The 19,114-nt window shown below is 60.0% G+C and carries 15 protein-coding genes; 7 read left to right on the forward strand and 8 right to left on the reverse strand.

Annotated features, from left to right (window positions below; all coding sequences use genetic code 11):
• Positions 1 to 3 precede the first annotated feature (3 nt).
• The 4 genes from ROSERS_RS07985 to ROSERS_RS08000 form a co-directional block, all read right to left on the reverse strand.
• Positions 4 to 504, reverse strand: a complete 501-nt coding sequence (locus tag ROSERS_RS07985; RefSeq protein ID WP_442969654.1) for a GntR family transcriptional regulator — start codon at positions 502 to 504, stop codon at positions 4 to 6.
• Complete coding sequence (locus ROSERS_RS27335; RefSeq protein WP_083763274.1) at positions 387 to 698, reverse strand: GntR family transcriptional regulator; 312 nt, start codon at positions 696 to 698, stop codon at positions 387 to 389. Before ROSERS_RS27335 ends, ROSERS_RS07985 begins: the two co-directional genes overlap by 118 nt.
• 500 nt (positions 699 to 1,198) lie before the next feature.
• Positions 1,199 to 3,157, reverse strand: coding sequence for a sialidase family protein (locus ROSERS_RS07995; protein WP_011956287.1), 1,959 nt, complete (start codon positions 3,155 to 3,157; stop codon positions 1,199 to 1,201).
• Between the two features lie 501 nt (positions 3,158 to 3,658).
• Complete coding sequence (locus ROSERS_RS08000; RefSeq protein ID WP_011956288.1) at positions 3,659 to 5,551, reverse strand: VPS10 domain-containing protein; 1,893 nt, start codon at positions 5,549 to 5,551, stop codon at positions 3,659 to 3,661.
• A 336-nt stretch (positions 5,552 to 5,887) separates the two neighbouring features.
• Between ROSERS_RS08000 and pruA the strand changes: the two genes are divergently transcribed.
• The 5 genes from pruA to ROSERS_RS08025 all read left to right on the forward strand — a co-directional run bounded on the left by pruA (position 5,888) and on the right by ROSERS_RS08025 (position 13,588).
• Positions 5,888 to 7,438 carry an L-glutamate gamma-semialdehyde dehydrogenase gene (pruA, locus tag ROSERS_RS08005; protein WP_011956289.1) on the forward strand — a complete coding sequence of 517 codons (1,551 nt, stop codon included), beginning with the start codon at positions 5,888 to 5,890 and terminating at the stop codon, positions 7,436 to 7,438.
• Between the two features lie 328 nt (positions 7,439 to 7,766).
• Positions 7,767 to 9,308 carry a carboxypeptidase M32 gene (locus ROSERS_RS08010; RefSeq protein ID WP_011956290.1) on the forward strand — a complete coding sequence of 514 codons (1,542 nt, stop codon included), beginning with the start codon at positions 7,767 to 7,769 and terminating at the stop codon, positions 9,306 to 9,308.
• 54 nt (positions 9,309 to 9,362) lie between these two features.
• The gene (locus ROSERS_RS08015) at positions 9,363 to 10,079 is read left to right on the forward strand and encodes an expansin EXLX1 family cellulose-binding protein (protein ID WP_011956291.1); all 717 of its coding nucleotides are present in this window, start codon (positions 9,363 to 9,365) and stop codon (positions 10,077 to 10,079) included.
• A gap of 257 nt (positions 10,080 to 10,336) precedes the next feature.
• A complete protein-coding gene (locus ROSERS_RS08020; RefSeq protein ID WP_011956292.1) occupies positions 10,337 to 12,187 on the forward strand; it encodes a 2-oxoacid:acceptor oxidoreductase subunit alpha in 1,851 nt (616 codons plus the stop codon).
• Between the two features lie 354 nt (positions 12,188 to 12,541).
• Positions 12,542 to 13,588 (forward strand): 2-oxoacid:ferredoxin oxidoreductase subunit beta, encoded by a 1,047-nt coding sequence (locus ROSERS_RS08025; protein ID WP_011956293.1) that lies wholly within the window; start codon positions 12,542 to 12,544, stop codon positions 13,586 to 13,588.
• A 157-nt stretch (positions 13,589 to 13,745) separates the two neighbouring features.
• Here ROSERS_RS08025 and ROSERS_RS08030 read toward each other — a convergent pair whose 3' ends face one another.
• Positions 13,746 to 14,021: a hypothetical protein gene (locus ROSERS_RS08030; protein WP_041333317.1), complete on the reverse strand. Its 276-nt coding sequence runs from the start codon at positions 14,019 to 14,021 to the stop codon at positions 13,746 to 13,748.
• A 319-nt stretch (positions 14,022 to 14,340) separates the two neighbouring features.
• On the opposite strand from ROSERS_RS08030, the gene ROSERS_RS08035 reads away from it, so the two are divergent.
• A complete protein-coding gene (locus tag ROSERS_RS08035) occupies positions 14,341 to 14,952 on the forward strand; it encodes a ClpP family protease (protein ID WP_011956294.1) in 612 nt (203 codons plus the stop codon).
• Positions 14,953 to 14,954: 2 nt separating this feature from the next.
• On the opposite strand, the gene ROSERS_RS08040 is transcribed toward ROSERS_RS08035, so the two are convergent.
• On the reverse strand, positions 14,955 to 16,034 hold the full coding sequence (locus tag ROSERS_RS08040) for an alpha/beta hydrolase (RefSeq protein WP_011956295.1): 1,080 nt from the start codon (positions 16,032 to 16,034) through the stop codon (positions 14,955 to 14,957).
• 476 nt (positions 16,035 to 16,510) lie between these two features.
• Between ROSERS_RS08040 and ROSERS_RS08045 the strand changes: the two genes are divergently transcribed.
• Entirely contained in the window at positions 16,511 to 17,290 is a 780-nt protein-coding gene (locus tag ROSERS_RS08045; protein WP_011956296.1) for an enoyl-ACP reductase FabI, read from the forward strand.
• Here ROSERS_RS08045 and ROSERS_RS08050 read toward each other — a convergent pair.
• A complete protein-coding gene (locus ROSERS_RS08050; protein ID WP_011956297.1) occupies positions 17,274 to 18,497 on the reverse strand; it encodes an AI-2E family transporter in 1,224 nt (407 codons plus the stop codon). The two genes, ROSERS_RS08045 and ROSERS_RS08050, sit on opposite strands and share 17 nt — an antisense overlap.
• A 301-nt stretch (positions 18,498 to 18,798) precedes the next feature.
• Complete coding sequence (gene minE, locus ROSERS_RS08055; protein WP_011956298.1) at positions 18,799 to 19,062, reverse strand: cell division topological specificity factor MinE; 264 nt, start codon at positions 19,060 to 19,062, stop codon at positions 18,799 to 18,801.
• Between the last annotated feature and the right edge of the window lie 52 nt (positions 19,063 to 19,114).

Consider the following 19,114-nt stretch of genomic DNA (forward strand, 5'->3'; position numbering starts at 1 on the left):
ATCTTACGAACAGTCTGAAGGATGGTGATCAGATTCGGGCGATACTTTGAGGGTGGCAAGCACCCCTTCCAGGGTGCGGCGGAGATGGCTGCGCACCGCCTGACCTGCCGCAACGACATCCCAGTTGCGGCAGGCGGCGAGGATGGTCTCGTGATCGACAATCGCCTGCTGCGCCCGGTTGGGCAGATTGACATAGATCTGCCGGTAGCGCATCGAGCGGGTCGACAGGCTTGAAATCAGGTCGATCAGCAACGGTTGCTGCGCCGGTTCATACAGCGCGAGGTGAAACTCCTGGTTGATCTCCAGCGCCGTTGCGAATGCCCGGTCCTGGATCGCCTGAATGAAACGTGCGTTGATCTGGCTGACATAGTCGAGGTGCGCCGGGGTCATGTGCGGCAGCGCCTGCTGAATCGCCAGTTCTTCGAGCACTTCGCGGATGCTGTAGATCTCGCGGAACTCGTCGATCGACAACTCGATGACGAACACGCCACGTCGGGGTGAAATCTGCACCAACCCTTGAGTTGCCGCAGGCACTCGCGCACGGGGATGATGCTGACGCCGAGTTCGGCGGCGATTGCCTGCTGATCGAGCCGTGAGTTCATAGGATACCGTCCACTCAGAATATCGGCGCGCACGGTTTCGATCACGTACTGCGTGACGGTTGGCGGACTGACCCTGTTCGCTCGTGTGGATGACATATCAAGACTCCGGGCGCTGCATGGGCAAGGTATGAAGGAGAGCGCGGAGATTTTTATAATTTCTAAACGATTATATCCGAGATCGTGATGGTGTCAAGGATGGAAAGAAGTAACTTACGACCAGGGGTCTTGAGGATTTTCCTTGCCCCCAGCTTGTGGGACGACCGGGTGGGGGGCGGCGGTGAGCGACGCCGCCCGACCTGCCGCCCCGACCACACCCGAAAAGAAATCGCCGCGTGCGTGACGGCGGCATTGTCCGCGCCGATCCGCAGCGCAACCATCCGGCGTGCCGCAATCCTCGCGCGCTACCTCACAGGGATAGATTTTTTGGAAAACCCCGGCGTGCCATCGCCCGTTTCAGGGCATCAGGAAGACCAAACTCCCCCTTCTCCCGTGTGGGAGAAGGGGGTTGGGGGGGATGAGGGGCAAAAGCGTGGAGAACGCAGAACACCGCTCATCACTTCCAGGAACTCTACCCCTGAGAGCCGCCCGCCGCCCGATTACGGATACGGCGCCCAGCGCGCCTTCTCGATTGCCAGCCGCCACACGCCGCTGATGGACGCGCCGTAGATTGCCGGCGGTTGCGCCGGGTCGGTGACCAGGAGCAGGAAGGAGGGGCTCCGAAATAGCGAAGAACCCTTCTCCCTGCTCCAGGTGGCGCCGCCATCTGTACTTCTGAGAAGCATCTCACTCGCAGCGTACACCGTCGCTGGCGCGTTCGGGTCGATGACCACGGCAGTTATGCCGGAATCCGTCCTGACGCTCTCGCTCCAGGTGGCGCCGCCATCGGCGCTGCGGAAGAGCGCGTTCTCCCCGCGATCGTCTGTTCCCGCATACAGGGTTGCAGGTTCGACGGGATGGATCGCCAGCGCCTGTACCGACCGACCGGGCAACCCGACGGCGCGCCAGGTCTCCCCGCCATCGTCGCTGCGCTGCACGCCCCCTTCTCGGACGCCTGCATACAGCGTGGTCGGCGTGGTCGGATCGACCGCCAGTGTCAGGATCCGCTGACCGGGCAACCCGATGGCGCGCCAGGTTTCCCCGCCGTCCGTGCTTTTGTACACGCCGGGTTCGTCGCCATAGCCGACGCCCGCATACAGCGTGGTCGGCGTGGTCGGGATCACGGACAGCGCCTGTACCAACTGACCGGGCAAACCGACGGCGCGCCAGGTGAGGCCGCTATCATCGCTTTTGTGCACCCCATTATCGGTTGCAGCGTACAGGGTCGTCGGCGTGGTCGGGTCGACCGCCAGCGCGAAGATATCGAAGCCGGTCAGCCCGTCGCTGGCGGCGCGCCAGGTGAGACCGCGATCATCGCTGCGGTACACCCCGCCCACATACGTTCCCACGTAGAGCGCCGACGGCGTCTGCGCCAGGCTCAGAATGATGGAACCCAACCCGGCAGGCTGCCAGGAGACGCCGCCATCGCTGCTGCGCCAGAGACCGCCGCTGAAAAGGCTAAGCGTGCGCTTGGCGTAGAGCGTCGCCGGTGCGGTTGGATCGACTGCCAGCAGGCGAAGTGAAACCCCACCGAAAGAAACCTCTTCGCGAAGCGTACCCGAACGAAAAACAGGCGTAGCGACTTCGATCTCGCTCCAGGTGGCGCCGCCGTCAGCGCTGCGGTAAAGGGACCTCGCATTGGTCGCGTACATCACCCCAGTCGGAGCGCGCAACAGGCTCAACACGCTCATTCCTGGCAGACCGTCTGCGGCGTGCCAGGTTTCCCCGCCGTCTGCGCTCTTGTACACGCCATCACTGACTGCGGCGACGATCACCTGGGGGTTCGCCGGGTCAATGGACAGTGCATTCGCTCTCCATGTGCTGATCCTGCCCCAGGTTTCCCCGCCGTCGTCACTCTTGTACACGCCAGTGCCAGTTTCGGCGAAGACCACGCGGGGGTTTGTCGGGTCGATGGACAGCGCGTTTATCTCTGTGACAGATCCCGCGACCTTGCGCCAGGTGTCCCCGCCGTTTTCACTCTTGTACACGCCATTGCGGGTTCCGGCGAAGACCACGCGGGGGTTCGTCGGGTCGATGGACAGCGCAGACACCCAATTCCATTCCCCCAACTCCAACCCCCGGTTGACCGCGCGCCAGGTTTCCCCGCCGTCTGCGCTCTTGTACACGCCTCTCTCGCCATAGACATACAGCGTGGTCGGTGTCGTCGAGGCGATAGCGAGCGATCTTCCTCTGAAGCCTGACCCGCGAAGATACCGCCAGGTCGTGCCACCGTCCTCACTTTTGTATACGCCGCGGAACCAGGTTGCTGCATACAGCGTGGTCGGCGTCGTCGGGTCGAACACCAGCGATGTCACGTCATCGTTGGCCGGACCGAGAAACTCCCAGGGATTCTCTTCCTCCGCCGGGCGCAACAGGGTGAACCCCAGTCCCAGCGCGCCGAGCAGCGCCAGTGCGCCGAGCGCGACGATAAGCCGGGTTGTGCGTGACAGACGCGCCATATCTCTCTCCTTTCCTCCATCTGCTCCACAATAAGTCCTGCGTCTACCATGAACGACTCGGTTGCGACCAAATCTCAGTTTACGTTGCACTGGCGGCGGCGATCTTCGTGTGGGTGCAGTCCGGTCCGGCTCGTCTGCTGATGATCGACGGCGAAGGGATCGCGCCGCCCCGCCCGTTGCGTCGGTCAGCCCGATGCGACCTGCTGAAGTGGTCTTTAGAATCAATAATCCGGTCTAGCCCGCGCAGGCGGGCTTCGCCCTGGATAGCCGAGGGCTTATGGTCTTTGAAGAAATAATCCGGTATAGCCCGCGCAGGCGGGCTTTGCCTTGCATAGCCGAGGGCTTCAGCCCCACGGCTAGCGCGGTATAGCGGAATAAATTCTCAATCCCCATCAGCCCGACGGCAAGAGGCGCATACGGATTCAATTCTCAATTCCCATAAGTAGTCTGGTCCAATCGCGGCATCGTCCGCGCCGCGCCGCCACCCCGCGCGCCGCCCGATTACGGATACGGCGCCCAGCGCGCCTTATCAATCGCCAGTCGCTGCACGCCGCTGATGAGCGTTCCGACATAGATGGTCGGCGGTTGCGCCGGGTCGGTGACCAGGAGCAGGGATAGGGGCGTCGCAGTCAATATCGGATAATGGCTCCATATCGGATAATAGCTCCAGGTGGCGCCGCCATCTGTACTTCTGAGTATCTCTCCGTTCTCATTCGCAGCGTACACTGTCGCTGGCGCGTTCGGGTCGATGACCACGGCAATTATGCCAGTCGTCCTGATGCTCTCGCTCCAGGTGGCGCCGCCATCGGCGCTGCGGAAGAGCGCGTCCTGCCCGCGATCGTCCGTTCCCGCATACAGGGTTGCGGGTTCGACGGGATGGATCGCCAGCGCCCGTACCGACCGACCCGGCAACCCGACGGCGCGCCAGGTCGCGCCGCCATCGTCGCTGCGCTGCACGCCCCCTTCCCGGACGCCTGCATACAGCGTGGTCGGCGTGGTCGGATCGACCGCCAGTGTCAGAACCCGCTGACCGGGCAGCCCGGCGGCGCGCCAGGTTTCCCCGCCGTCCGTGCTTTTGTACACGCCGGGTTCGTCGCCATAGCCGACGCCCGCATACAGCGTGGTCGGCGTGGTCGGGATGACCGCCAGCGTCCAAACCCGCTGACCGGACAACCCGACGGCGCGCCAGGTGAGGCCGCTATCATCGCTTTTGTGCACCCCATTATCGGTTGCAGCGTACAGGGTCGTCGGCGTGGTCGGGTCGACCGCCAGCTCGAAGACATCAAAGCCGGTCAATCCTTCGCTGGCGGCGCGCCAGGTGAGACCGCGATCATCGCTGCGGTACACCCCGCCCCCACTCGTGCCCGCATAGAGCGATGACGGTGTCAGCGCCAGGCTCCGGACGGTGCGAGGCAACCCGGCAGGTCGCCAGGAGACGCCGCCATCGCTGCTGCGCAAGAGACCTGAGAGACCTGAGAATGAAACAGAAGCATAGAGCGTCGCTGGCGCGTTCGGATCGACCGCCAGCAGGAGAAGCTTACTCCCCGCGCCCCCCGGACAGCGATCAAGCGGAGACGCGAGCAGAATTTCGATAATGTCGACCCTGTTCCAGGTAGCGCCGCCGTCAGTGCTACGGTACAGGTGCGAACAGTCTTCCCAATCGCTCACGTACATCACTCCGGTTGGAGCGCGCAACAGGCTCGACATTTTCTTTGCTGGCAGACCGTCTGCGGCGCGCCAGGTCGCTCCGCCGTCCGCGCTTCTGATCACGCCTTTGTCGGTTCTGGCGACGATCACCTGGGGGTTCGCCGGGTCGATGGACAGTGCATTCGCTCTCCATGTGCTGATCCTGTCCCAGGTTTCCCCGCCGTCTGTACTCTTGTACACGCCATTGCGGGTTCCAGCGACGATCACCTGCGAGTTCGTCGGGTCGATGGACAGCGCATTTATCTCTGGGAAATATCCCTCGGCCTTGCGCCAGCTTTCCCCGCCGTTTTCACTCTTGTACACGCCGGTGTCGGTTCCGGCGAAGACTACGCGGGGGTTCGTCGGGTCGATGGACAGCGCAGACACCCAATTCCATTCCCCCAACTCCAACCCCCGGTTGACCGCGCGCCAGGTTTCCCCGCCGTCTGCGCTCTTGTACACGCCTCTCTCGCCATAGACATACAGCGTGGTCGGTGTCGTCGAGGCGATAGCGAGCGATCTTCCTCTGAAGCCTGACCCGCGAAGATACCGCCAGGTGGTGCCGCCATCCTCACTTTTGTAGACGCCGCGGAACCGGGTTGCTGCATACAGCGTGGTCGGCGTCGTCGGATCAAATACCAGCGATGTCACGTCATCGTCGGCCGGACCGAGAAACTCCCAGGGATTCTCTTCCTCCGCCGGGCGCAACAGGGCGAACCCCCTTTTGGATAGGCGCGGGCGCGCGGTGCTGGCGGGTTCTCTTCCTCCGCCGGGCGCAACAGGGCGAACCCCAGCCCCAGCGCGCCGAGCAGCGCCAGCGCGCTGATCACGGCGATGATCCTGATTCTGCGGGACATCCGCGCCATGTCACTCTCCTTTCCCTTTCCTCTATCTGCTCCACATGAAGTCCTACGTTCACATGAACGATCAGGTTGCAACCGAATCTCAGTTTGCGTTGCACCTGACGTCGATCACCATCCGGGCGCACGCAGCGGTGAGTCGTGTATAATGCCTTGCAGGAGAACGAACCACAGGAGGAAGACGATGGACCTCCCCCCATTCCGAAATGAACCGTACACCGACTTTAACGATCCCGCCAATATCGCTGCCATGGAGCAGGCGCTGGCGCACGTCCGGGCGCAGTTCGGTCGCACCTATCCGCTGATTATCGACGGCGAACGGATCGCCACCAGCGAAACCATAGCATCGGTCAACCCGGCGCGACCTGCCGAAGTGGTCGGGTATGCGGCGAGCGCCGATGTCGCTCTGGCGCAGCGCGCGATCGAGACGGCGCACCGCCGCTTTGCCGAATGGCGTCGTGCGCCGGTCGAGCAGCGTGTCGATCTGTTGTTGAAGGCTGCGGCTGCCATGCGTGCGCGTCGCTTTGAGTTGAATGCCTGGATTGTGTACGAGGTCAGCAAGAGTTGGTCCGAGGCGGACGCCGATGTTGCCGAAGCGATTGACTTTTGCGAATTCTATGCGCGCGAAATGCTGCGCCTGAGCGAGCCGCAGCCGCTCTACCCCATCCCTGGCGAGGATGACCGGCTGACGTATATTCCGCTCGGTGCAGGCGTGGCGATCCCGCCATGGAATTTCCCGCTTGCCATTATGGTTGGTCTGGTGACGGCGCCGGTTGTTGCCGGCAATACGATTGTGCTCAAACCGGCTTCGACCGCGCCGATCATTGCAGCAAAGTTTATGGAAATCCTGGAAGAATGCGGTTTACCGCCCGGCGTGGTCAATTACCTCCCCGGTCCCGGCAGCAGCGTCGGTGATGCGCTGGTCGATCATCCCCTGACGCGCTTCATCGGCTTCACCGGCTCGAAGGAAGTCGGGCTTCGCATCTTTGAGCGTGCGGCAAAGGTGCATCCGGGGCAGAAGTGGCTTAAGCGCACCATTCTTGAGATGGGTGGCAAGGATACGATCATCGTGGACGAAACTGCGGACCTGGAGGCGGCGGCTTCGGGGATTGTCGTCTCCGCGTTCGGTTTCCAGGGGCAGAAGTGCTCGGCGTGCTCGCGGGTCGTTGCCGTCGAACCGGTCTACAATGAGTTGCTCGACCGGGTGATCGAGTTGACCGGTGGGTTGACGGTCGGCGATCCGGCACAGCGCGGGACGTTCATGGGTGCAGTGATCGATGCACGTTCGCAGGAGAAGATTCGCCGGTATATCGAGGAAGGGCAGCGTGAAGGCGGTCGGCTGGCGTTCAGCGGTGACGCGCCCGCTGATGGCTATTTCGTGCCGCCGACGATCATCGCCGATGTGGACCCCAATGCGCGTATCGCCCAGGAGGAGATTTTCGGTCCGGTGCTGGCGTTCATCAAAGCGCGCGACTTCGATGAGGCGCTGGCGATTGCGAACAATACCGAGTATGGTCTCACCGGCGGCGTCTATTCCCGTTCGCGGGAACGGTTGGAGCGCGCCCGCGATGAGTTCCATGTTGGCAACCTGTACTTCAACCGCAAGATCACCGGCGCAATGGTCGGCGCCCATCCGTTCGGCGGTTTCAATATGTCCGGCACCGACTCGAAAGCCGGCGGGCGGGATTATCTGCTGCTCTTCCTGCAAGCCAAGACGGTCGCCGAGAAGTTGTGAGGGGATGAGGCGAGAGGGGATGAGGCGAGAGGGGCGAGGGTTGAGGGTTGAAGGTTGAAGGTTGAAGGCGGGAAGGTCGTTGCACGTTGAACGTTGCAGGTTGGTATGCGTTCTCGTCCTCTTGACCGGTATTATGAAGGTGGGAAGGTTGTTGCACGTTGAACGTTGCAGGTTGATATGCGTTCTCGTCCTCTTGACTGGTATAAGGTGGGAAGGTTGTTGCACGTTGAACGTTGCAGGTTGATATGCGTTCTCGTCCTCTTGACCGGTATTATGAAGGTGGGAAGGTCGTTGCACGTTGAACGTTGCAGCCAGATAAGGTTTCACTATGCATATACCTCCGCAACTAACCGAACTCAAGACGCGTCTCCACGAAATCTACGATCTGGAAATGGCTGCCGCGCTGCTGAACTGGGACCAGACGACCTACATGCCGCCAGGTGGCGCGACTGCGCGTGGACGTCAACTGGCAACCCTGGGACGGATCGCGCACGAGAAGCGAACTGACGCGCAGATCGGGCGTTTGCTCGATGCGTTGCGCCCCTATGAAGAGTCGCTCCCGCCCGATTCGCCCGATGCGGCGCTCATTCGGGTTGCACGGCGCGACTATGAGCGCGCGACCCGGATTCCTGCCGCATTCACGGCTGAACTGTACCAGCACATGGCTGTCAGTTACGATGTCTGGTCGCGCGCCCGACCGGCGAATGATATTGCGGCGGTGCTGCCCTACCTGGAACGCACGCTCGATCTCAGTCGGCGCTTCGCGGAATTCTTTCCAGGCTACGACCATATCGCCGATCCGCTGATCGATATGGCGGATTATGGCATGCGCACTGCGACGATCAAACAGGTTTTTGCCGGACTCCGTCAGGGATTGTTGCCGCTGGTCGAGCAGGTGACCGCTCAACCGCCTGTCGATGATTCATGCCTGCGCCAGTTCTTTCCCGAAGCGCAACAACTGGCATTCGGCGTTGAGGTCATTACCGCCCTGGGGTACGACTTCACCCGTGGACGACAGGATAAGACGCTGCATCCGTTCATGACCAAATTCTCGCTGAACGATGTGCGGATCACGACCCGCTTCGATGAGTACGATCTCGGATCGGCGCTGTTCAGCACCATTCACGAAGCAGGGCACGCGATGTACGAGCAGGGGATCGCGCTCGAATTCGAGGGTACGCCCCTCGCTTCCGGCACATCTGCCGGGATGCACGAAAGTCAGTCGCGCCTGTGGGAGAATATCGTCGGGCGCAGCCTGCCGTTCTGGGAGCACTTCTATCCGCGTCTCCAGGCGACATTCCCCGACCAGTTGGGGCACGTGTCGCTTGAAACATTCTACCGCGCCATCAATAAAGTGCAGCGTTCGCTCATTCGCACCGAAGCGGACGAAGTCACCTACAACCTGCACGTCATTCTGCGCTTCGACCTGGAACTGGCGCTGCTGGAAGGAACGCTCGCTGTGCGCGACCTGCCCGAAGCCTGGCACGAACGCTATCGCAGCGATCTGGGTGTGACGCCGCCGGATGACCGCGACGGGGTGTTGCAGGATGTTCACTGGTACGGCGGTCTGATTGGCGGGGCATTCCAGGGGTATACCCTGGGGAATATCATGAGTGCGCAATTGTATGAAGCGGCATTGCGTGACCATCCCGACATCCCGCAGCAGATCGGGCGCGGTGAGTTCGGTACGCTGCGTGAATGGATGCGCGAACACGTCTACCGCTATGGGCGCGCTCTCGACGCTGATGACATCCTGCGCCGCGCGACCGGCAGGTCGCTCGATGTGCAGCCGTACCTGGCGTATCTGTGGCGCAAATATGGCGAGATATACGGCATCGCGTACATTCCCTTCCATCAGGTGGTCGCATAGCCAGCGTGGATCGACGATGCCTGCCATCTTCCGGCGTGACCGGCAGGAGGTGACATGCCCGTTCGCATTCTTGTTTTTGCCTGCGCATGGCTGCTGATCGTAGGCGGCATTCCGGTCGTCGGAGCGCAGAACGGCGCCTATACCGTCTACCTGCCGCTCGTTATCCGTGACGCGACCTATCGTACCGGCGAAGGAACGTACTACAACGCCGATGGTACGGGGAATTGCTCCTTCGATCCATCGCCAGAAGACCTGATGGTCGCGGCGATGAACCATGCCGACTACGACAATGCGGCGCTGTGTGGCACCTTTATTGAAGTCATTGGTCCGAAGGGCAGGGTCGTGGTGCGCATTGTTGATCGGTGCCCTGAATGCGCACGCGGCGATGTCGATATGAGTCCCCAGGCGTTCGCGCGCATCGCCGATCTCTCCGCCGGGCGCGTTCCGATTCGCTGGCGCATCGTGAGTCCGGCGTTGACAGGACCAATCGCCTATCGTTTCAAAGAAGGCAGCAGTCAATGGTGGACGGCGGTGCAGATCCGCAATCACCGCAATCCGGTCGCCCGGTTCGAGTATCTGCGTTCGGATGGTCAATGGCAGACCGTGCCGCGCGTGATGGACAACTACTTCGTGGCGAGTAGCGGCATGGGACCGGGACCTTACACCTTTCGCGTGACCGACGTGTACGGCAATGTTCTGACCGACACGGGCGTTCCACTGATCGAAGGCGGGGTGATCAACGGCGCTGCACAGTTTCCGCCTGCGCCGTGAATCAAGCCACATTCTTTGTGCACCATGCAACAAAAAAGGGGTATAATATCGTTGCTATCGAACAAGGAACGATGAGCAAAGTTCTCCGCGTCGCTGGAATGGTCTCATAACGCATGAAACGCGATCATACAGACGGCCATGACGGCCCGCGCGTGAGAGGGTGGTGAAGGAGTGCCGGTTTTGTGGCGGCCTTCATCACCCTCGTGTGTCTGTACGATGCTGGCGGTGTACCCGCCTCACACGTCTGGAGAGCACCTATGACACATGTTATCGAAACTGAAACCCAGCCCCGTCCGCTCGATCACCTGGAATCCGAACCCATCGTCAACGATTTTTCGATTGTCGCCGCAACGGTCAACGGTTCCGGTAGCCAGACGGCCAACAACGTGCTCATGCGCGCCATCTTTAAGATGGGCGTCCCGGTAAGCGGCAAAAATCTGTTCCCGTCGAACATTCAGGGGTTGCCCACCTGGTTCACCATTCGGGTGAGCAAGGATGGGTATACGGCGCGTCGCGATACAACCGAGATACTGGTTGCGTTCAATCAGCGCACTGCCGACGAAGACCTGGCGTCGCTTGTGCCTGGCGGCGTCTGCATCCACCCGAATGATGTGAAGTTCACCAATCCGCGTTCGGATGTCTTTTTTTATCCGCTGCCGGTGCGCGAACTGGTCAGGCAATCGGGTGCGGATGCGAAACTGCGCGATTATATCGCCAATATGGTCTATGTCGGCGCGGTGGCGGAACTGCTTGGCATCGACATGAACGAAATCAAGGCTGCGATTGAACGACACTTCAAAGGTAAGCCAAAGCCGATCGCCCTGAACTATGGCGTTGTCGTTGCGGCGGCTGAATGGGTGCGCGCTAACCTGTCGAAGGTCGATCGGTTCCGCGTCGAGCCGATGGAGAAAACACAAGGACTGATCCTGGTCGATGGGAATACGGCTGCCGCATTTGGTGCACTGATGGGGGGTATGACCGTGTGCGCCTGGTATCCGATCACCCCATCCACCAGTCTGGTCGACGCCATGACGGAACTGGCGCCGATCCTGCGCGCCGACCCCGCAACCGGAACAACGACCTATGCGATCATTCAGACCGAGGACGAAATTGCGGCAGCCGGTATTATCGTCGGCGCCGGGTGGGCCGGCGCCCGCGCGATGACTGCCACCTCCGGTCCCGGTCTCTCGTTGATGAACGAGTTCGTGAGCCTGGCATACTTTGCCGAGGTTCCATGCGTCATCTGGGATGTGCAGCGCATGGGACCGAGCACCGGTCTGCCAACGCGCACGTCGCAGGGGGATGTTCTCTCTGCCTACTACATGGGGCACGGCGATACGCACCATGTCGTCCTGTTCCCCGGCACCATGACCGAATGCTTCGAGTTCGGCTACCTTGCATTTGATCTGGCGGAACGTCTGCAAACGCCAGTCCTGGTGCTGAGCGATCTTGATCTCGGCATGAACAACTGGATGTCCGAGCCGTTCACCTACCCTGAGAAGCCGTTCGACCGCGGTAAGGTGCTGACCGCGGATGAGCTGGAGCAGTTCAAGGATTGGGGGCGCTACAAGGACCTCGATGGCGATGGCATTCCGTATCGCACGATTCCTGGCAACCCGAATCCGCGAGCTGCTCATCTGGCGCGCGGTACTGGACATAATGAATATGCACTCTACAGCGAACGCCCAACCGACTGGCAGCAGAATCTGGATCGTCTGACGCGCAAGCACAACACAGCGCGCACTCTCGTTCCAAAACCCATCGTCCTGGAAGCAAAAGCAGCCGACATCGGCATCATCGCCTATGGTTCGACCGACCCGGCGGTGCGTGAGGCGGGTGATATGCTGCGCGCGCGTGGGATACAGACGAGTTATCTGCGCATCCGTGCGCTGCCGCTGGAGGCGACGCTCACCGACTTCCTGGCGCGGTATGAGCGGGTCTATATCGTCGAATTGAACCAGGATGGTCAGATGGCGCAACTGGTGCAACTGCATGCTCCGGAGTATGCTGCGCGCGTCCGGTCGGTTCGGATCTGCAATGGTCTGCCGATGACGGCGCAATTTGTGGTGGATTCAATCATGCGTGCTGAACAGGCTGAGCGGGAATGACCTTATTTACAGCATTTCTCAGGTATGTTGACCATCGTTCGTGTCTGATATGTCGCGCGAGGCGTAGTGTAGACCGAAATTATGGAGATTGAGCATTTATTCCGCTATCCCGCGCTAGCCGTGGGGCTGAAGCCCTCGGCTAGCCAGGGCGAAGCCCGCCTGCGCGGGCTGGAGCGGATTATTTACTCAAAGACCATCATTTCGGTCGCCGTGTGGAGGCGCGATGTTGGTTGCGGTCATCCATGGAGTGTTCAACCCTGTCCAACAGGTTCAACCATTGTGAGAACTGCTACAATCTGCCATGTCGTGTCTCTGGCAGGCGCAGATTCCATTCATACAGATGAGAGGTATGGTATGACTGTCGAAACCAAAACCAACGGCAAGCCGCAGGTCAATAGAATCGGTCTGACGAGTCAGGATTACCGGGGTGGAGAAACCACCCTCTGCCAGGGGTGTGGTCACAACTCGATCACCAGCCAGATTATCGCAGCGGCATTCGAGTTGTCGCTGGCGCCGCACCAGGTCATCAAAATGAGCGGCATTGGCTGCTCATCCAAAACGCCAGCATACTTCATGAGCCGTTCATTCGGCTTCAACACGCTGCATGGGCGCATGCCTTCGGTGACGACTGGAGCGGTGCTGGCGAATCGCACCCTGCTGGCAATCGGGATCAGCGGTGATGGGGACACCGGCAGTATCGGGTTGGGGCAGTTCAAGCATATGGTGCGCCGTAATGTCCCGGTAGTGTACATTGTCGAAAACAACGGTGTCTACGGTCTGACGAAGGGTCAATTCTCGGCAACCGCCGATGTCGGGCAGAAGCTCAAATACGCAGGGACGAATGTTCTGCCGCCGATCGACATCTGCATCGAGGCGCTTGCGGCTGACTGCGGTTTTGTGGCGCGATCCTTCGCTGGCGATGCGAAACAGGTGCGCGAACTGCTGAAGGCGGCGATGTCGTTCCACGGTACGGCGGTGATCGACATCATCAGCCCGTGTGTGACGTTCAACAACCACCACGACTCGACCAAGAGCTACGACTATGGCAAAGCGCACGAGGAGCGCTTGCAGGACATTCAGTTTATCCCGCGTTTCGATGAGGTGCATGTCGATTACGACGAGGGAGATGAGCGTTACGTTCAGCTGCACGACGGACCGATGATCAAACTGCGCAAACTGGGGCGCGATTACGATCCGACGAACAAGTGGCACGCGATCGAGTTGCTGGAAAAGGCGCGCCAGAACCACGAGTTTATCACCGGGTTGCTGTACATCAATACGCAGCGACAGACGCTGCACGAGGTGATGCACCTGACCAGTACGCCGCTCGCGTATCTGCCCGAAGAGGAGTTGCGCCCGTCACGCGAACGTTTTGAGCGGGCAATGCAGGAGTTTGTGTAGCGGGCTTTGCACACTGCGTGGATATGCACCGGAAAGGGGTAGCCAAAGGCAGCGCCTTCGGCTGCCTTTTTCATTCCTGCGTCGTTCAATGCCTCTGGCTGCCCCTTGTTGTTCCAAAAGCGTGCGTCAGATGGGTGTGGCGTCTTTTTCGACCTGATTATACCTTCCGTTTCGCGCGCAGGAACGCCTCCGCGCCGCATGCGCGCGCATACGCCAGCGCATACGCAGCGAGTTCATTCTCCTCGCCTTCGAGATAGGCGCGCACCGCTGGCAGCAGATCGGCGACTGCATCTGCGAGGTGGGGCTTGATGCGCACCTCTGGTCGCTGCGCTGCCAGGATAGCGCCGTACAACACCGCGCGATCCGCCTCACGCGCCAGGTCTTCTGCCGTGACCCCGATCCGACACGCGGGGCGTGGTTCGTGTGCAGTCATAGTCCGTGCTCCGTATTCAACGTTCAACGTCCACCGCGCAACGTTCACCGTCCAGGTTCACCGCCCAACGCCCCAACCTTCAACCTTCAACCTTCACTGCCCAACACCCCAACCTGCAACCTGCAACCTGCAACCTTCACCGCGCACCGTTCACCGCCCAACGTCCCAACCTTCCTTAACCTTCAACCTTACAACCTTCAACCTTATAACCTTCAACCTTATAACCTTACAACCTTCAACGTGCAACGTCCCAACCTTCAACCTTCAACGAGCATGGTATACTTTAATCCAGAATCAATGTACCATACAGGAGTTGACTGTGCCATACGTACCGGTTCCGACAATTGTCGAGCGCACCCCGCGCGGCGAGCGTTCGTGGGATCTTTTCTCGCGCCTGTTGCAGGAGCGCATCATCATGCTCGGCACGCCAATCGACGATGAAGTTGCGTCGTTGATTGTCGCGCAGTTGCTCTACCTGCAACATACCGATCCGGATCGCGACATCTGGTTCTACATCAACAGCCCCGGCGGCAGTGTGCGTGATGGTCTCGCCATCTATGATACGATGAAACTAATTTCACCCGATGTGTGTACCGTATGCGTCGGTCGAGCTGGCAGCATGGCAACGATTCTGCTGGCTGGCGGCGCACGCGGCAAACGTTACGCCCTGCCGCACGCGACGATCCACTTCCACCCGGCAGGCGGCGGCGCTGAGGGGTATGCCCCCGATATGGAACGCATCGTCAAAGAATTGCTGCGCATCCAGGAACTGGGGAACAGTCTGCTCGCCAGAGATACCGGAAAAACGGTTGAGGAGATCACCCGTGATTTCAGCCGTGATCGCTTTATGACGGCTGAAGAGGCGCGTGAATACGGGTTCATCGACGCCATCCTCGAATCGAAGAAAGTCGCAGCGCTGAAGACAGCGTGATGCTATAGTGCATTCAGACGATCCGCCATCCATGCCGCCATACGCTGTAACGCCTCTGGGTGCAGTATCAGGGTCAGATGACTTGCATCCGGTACAAGCAGCATGGTAGCGCCAGACGGCGCAGCGCGCCATGCTTCCTCCGCCTGTGCGGGCTTGACAATCGCGTCACGCTCACCGTATACCAGCAGCAACGGTGTTGTCAATCGCGCCAGGCTTCCGCAGAGATCGCATGCTGCAATCAGGTCCCAGGTGCTGATCGCCGCGCGAATGCCCGGTGTGCGCTGTGCGCGCGCTAACCGATAAACGGCGCGTCCCAGATGCAGAATCGATGCCTCGCCGAGCAGGTCGATGACATACGGTTGAGCGAGTGCGCGCGCCTCCGCCAGACGATCACGATTGTCGAAGGTAAGGCGCGGCGGCGCTTCCATAATCGCCAGTGCATCGATGCTCATCCCGTCTGCCGCAGCACGCGCGGCGATGCAACCGCCAAGACTGATACCCAGCATACCCACACGTGCATGACGGGCGCGTAGCCAGCGCGCTGCCTCAGTCGCACATTCCAGCATCTGCGGGTAGCGCTGCAACCGTGGATTCTCGCCATGCCCGTCGAGATCGACCAGCAGCGCTGCCATGCCCTGCCGCAGCAGTGCGTTGGTCAACCTCCACGTGAAATAGGTTTTGTCACACCCGGAGCCGTGCAACACTGCCACTGCCGCATGCGCGCCGGATCGCGGCACAATGTACAGCGCCGGCATGAATGCTTCCGACATCGGGATACTGACGCGCGCAACCGTGCGATCACGATGGACGCCTGGTTGAAGCGTCGCCATCGGGTCGAGCGCCCGCCGCCGTACACCGGCAATGATGGTGTGCACAATGAACGCCGGGAACGCTGCCAGCGCCAGCGCCGGCAACCGCTGCCGCCACGACGTGTTGCGTGGGTGGAGCGCCAGCGCTGCGACGGCAAGTACAGGACGCAGTGCCGGGTGCCCCCAACTCAAGCCGCGCCATCCGCGCAGATCGGAGAGAAACTCGTAGATGACCAGCGCCAGCAACAGCGCGCGTAGAAAGAGTGACGACATAGGCTCCTCTGAACCAGGAACTAAGAACCAAGAACTGAGAACCAGGAACTAAGAACCAAGAACTGAGAACCAGGAACTAAGAACCAAGAACTGAGAACCAGGAACTAAGAACCAAGAACCGAGAACCAGGAACCAGGAACTGAGAACTGAGAACTGAGAGCCGAGAACTGAGAACCAGGAACTGAGAACTGAGAACTGAGAACTGAGAACTGAGAACCAAGAACCGAGAACTGCGAACCGAGAACCAAGAACCGTTCAACCTGCAACCTTACAACCTGCAACCCCAAACCTGCAACCTGCAACCTGCAACCCCAAACCTGCAACCTGCAACCCCAAACCTGCAACCTGCAACCCCAAACCTGCAACCTGCAACCCCAAACCTGCAACCTGCAACCTGCAACCCCAAACCTGCTACCTGCAACTCATAGTATCATACCCGCACACAAGGTGACTGCTCTTTTTTTGAGGAGGAAACGATGGGCCTGCTTCAGGGCAAAAAGGGCCTGGTAATGGGGGTCGCCAACGATCACTCGATTGCCTGGGGAATTGCAAAGGCGCTCCATACGCAGGGCGCCGATCTCGGTTTCACCTACGTCGGCGAAGCGCTCGAGCGGCGCGTGCGACCGCTCGCCGAAAGTCTTGGCGCACGCCTGATCGAGCCGTGCGATGTGCAACGCGACGAAGACATCGATGCGCTGATGGCGCGCGTGCGCGATGTGTACGGTTCACTCGACATTATTATCCATGCCATCGCGTTCGCGCTGCGTGACGAACTCAACGGACCGTACCTGAAAACCACCCGTGAGGGGTTCCGCCTGGCGCTCGACGTAAGCGCCTACTCACTGACAGGAGTGGTCAAAGCTGCACAAGACCTGCTTGTTCCGGGAGCATCGATCGTGACCCTGACATACCACGGTTCGCAGCAGGTGGCGCAAAACTACAATGTTATGGGGGTCGCCAAGGCGGCGTTAGAAGCGAGTGTGCGCTATCTGGCAAACGATCTCGGACCACGTGGCATCCGGGTCAACGCGATCAGCGCCGGTCCGATTCGCACCCTGGCAGCCAGTGGCATTGCCGGGTTTCGCACGCTCCACAAACAGTTTGCCGAGGTTGCGCCGCTCCGCCGCAACGTAACTATCGAAGATGTTGGAAACGCAGCAGTCTGGCTGTGTAGCGATTGGTCATCGGCAGTTACCGGCGAGATTGTTTATGTTGATGCCGGATTCCATACCATTTCGATCAGTTTGCCGGAGTAGCAGCCTGATCCGCCTGATCGACCGTTCGGGTAACCCGTCCATCTGACAGCGCCGGAGGTTGATCGATCGATGTGCCTTCCACCTGCGTCGATACCGGGTAGTGATGCGATGAAGGCGCGTGGATCGACGGATCAGGCGCGTCGATCAATTTGTAGTACAGATAGCGCAGCAGCAGGCGCGCAATGGCGGCAACCGGAATCGAAACGAACAACCCAAACGGCCCGCCAAGCGCGCCGCCTGCCAGAATGGCAAAGATCACCAGCATTGGATGCAGATGCACGGCGGGTCCGACGACATGCGGAATGATGAAATTGTCCTCGAACATGCGCAACACAAAGTAGGTTAACCCTATCGCACCGGCTATCAGCCAGGCGGGCCAGCCCCACGGCGCCGGCGCCTGAAACAATGCCACAATGATCGCAATGCCTGCGGCTGACCACGGACCGATCAGCGGAATGGTTTCCAGAATGCCGGTGACAATCCCCAACACCAGCGCGTAACGTACCCCCAGGATCATGAGCGCAATCGTGGTCAGTGTCGCCATAATCGGGATCAGCATCAGCGTCCCGCGCACATACCCTGCCAGAATGCGGTCGATCTGTGATCCCAGTGCACGGATTTCAGCGCGGTATGGCGCAGGAACAAGCCCATATGTCCACTCTACGATGCGTGGCGCTTCCAGCAACAGGTAGAATGTGACGATCAGATAGGTGACAAACAGCAACAGTGTCTCAAATGCAATCGCCACCAGGTGCGGTACGTGCTCCGGCAGCCGCCGACCGAAATCGGCGAGCGCCTCACGGAGCGCCTCGTTGACTGGTGCGACCTCAATATCGATGCCTGCAATCGACACGTGCTTGAGCAGCAGGAGTTCTTGCTGGACAAGGTTCAGAGTATGCGGAATTTGTGCCTGTAAACCGCTGTACTCCCGTTCGATCGCCGGTCCAAGGGTGCGCCAGAGACCGTAGATGATAATGCCGATGACGATGTAGAGCACACCAATCCAGATCGCCCGTCCAATACGTGTGCGACGGTTCAACCAGGTGATCAATGGGTTGAACAAATAGGCTGTGATCGCTGCGGCGACGAATGGGACCAACACATTCCCCAACCCGCGGATCAACCAGAAAAAAAGGGCGCCCAGCAGCGCAACCGTGATCAGTTTGATCGTGGGCGAAAAACGGATCGGACGAGCTTCTACGCTCATACGTACCTCCGATGTGTAAAAATGCGGAGATATCCTGTACGCCTATTGTACCGCACGGCTGGGGATTGTGAAACGTGAAGGTTTGAAGGACGTTGGACGTTGAACGTTGAGCGCTTAACGTTGAACGTTCAACGTTGAATGTTGCGCTCCTGGCAGACTGGTGGGTTTATGAGATACCGGGTAGAGTCGACACAGATGAAAGGCGGCGGAGCAACATCCTGAGCGGATGCATATCATGTGGCGCAAACGTCAACAACGCAACATGCCCTCGATATGCTTCCCTGCACGCCGGGGTGATCGTTCAGTATTTCTGCGTCGTCCGTCGCAACGGAATGTCTGCCTTGAGGTGATCGACAGATTCGCCGCGCAGCAGGGTCACCTCGATGGCGCCCGCGTCCACCGAAGGCACATATCGCGCGATAACCGCCGATAGATCGGCTTTGAGCTGCTCCATCATATCCGGTGTCAGTTTGACCCGGTCGTGAACCAGCACCGTCAACAGCCGGTCGCGTGCAATATCGGAGCTGCGCTCACGTTTGCCAAACAGTGTATCCAGAAAACTCATAACGTTCCCCATCCGCTCTCAGCAGTTGCGGGGCGTCTGACATACCCCGCGC

The sequence above is a fragment of the Roseiflexus sp. RS-1 genome, assembly GCF_000016665.1.
GTDB lineage: Bacteria > Chloroflexota > Chloroflexia > Chloroflexales > Roseiflexaceae > Roseiflexus.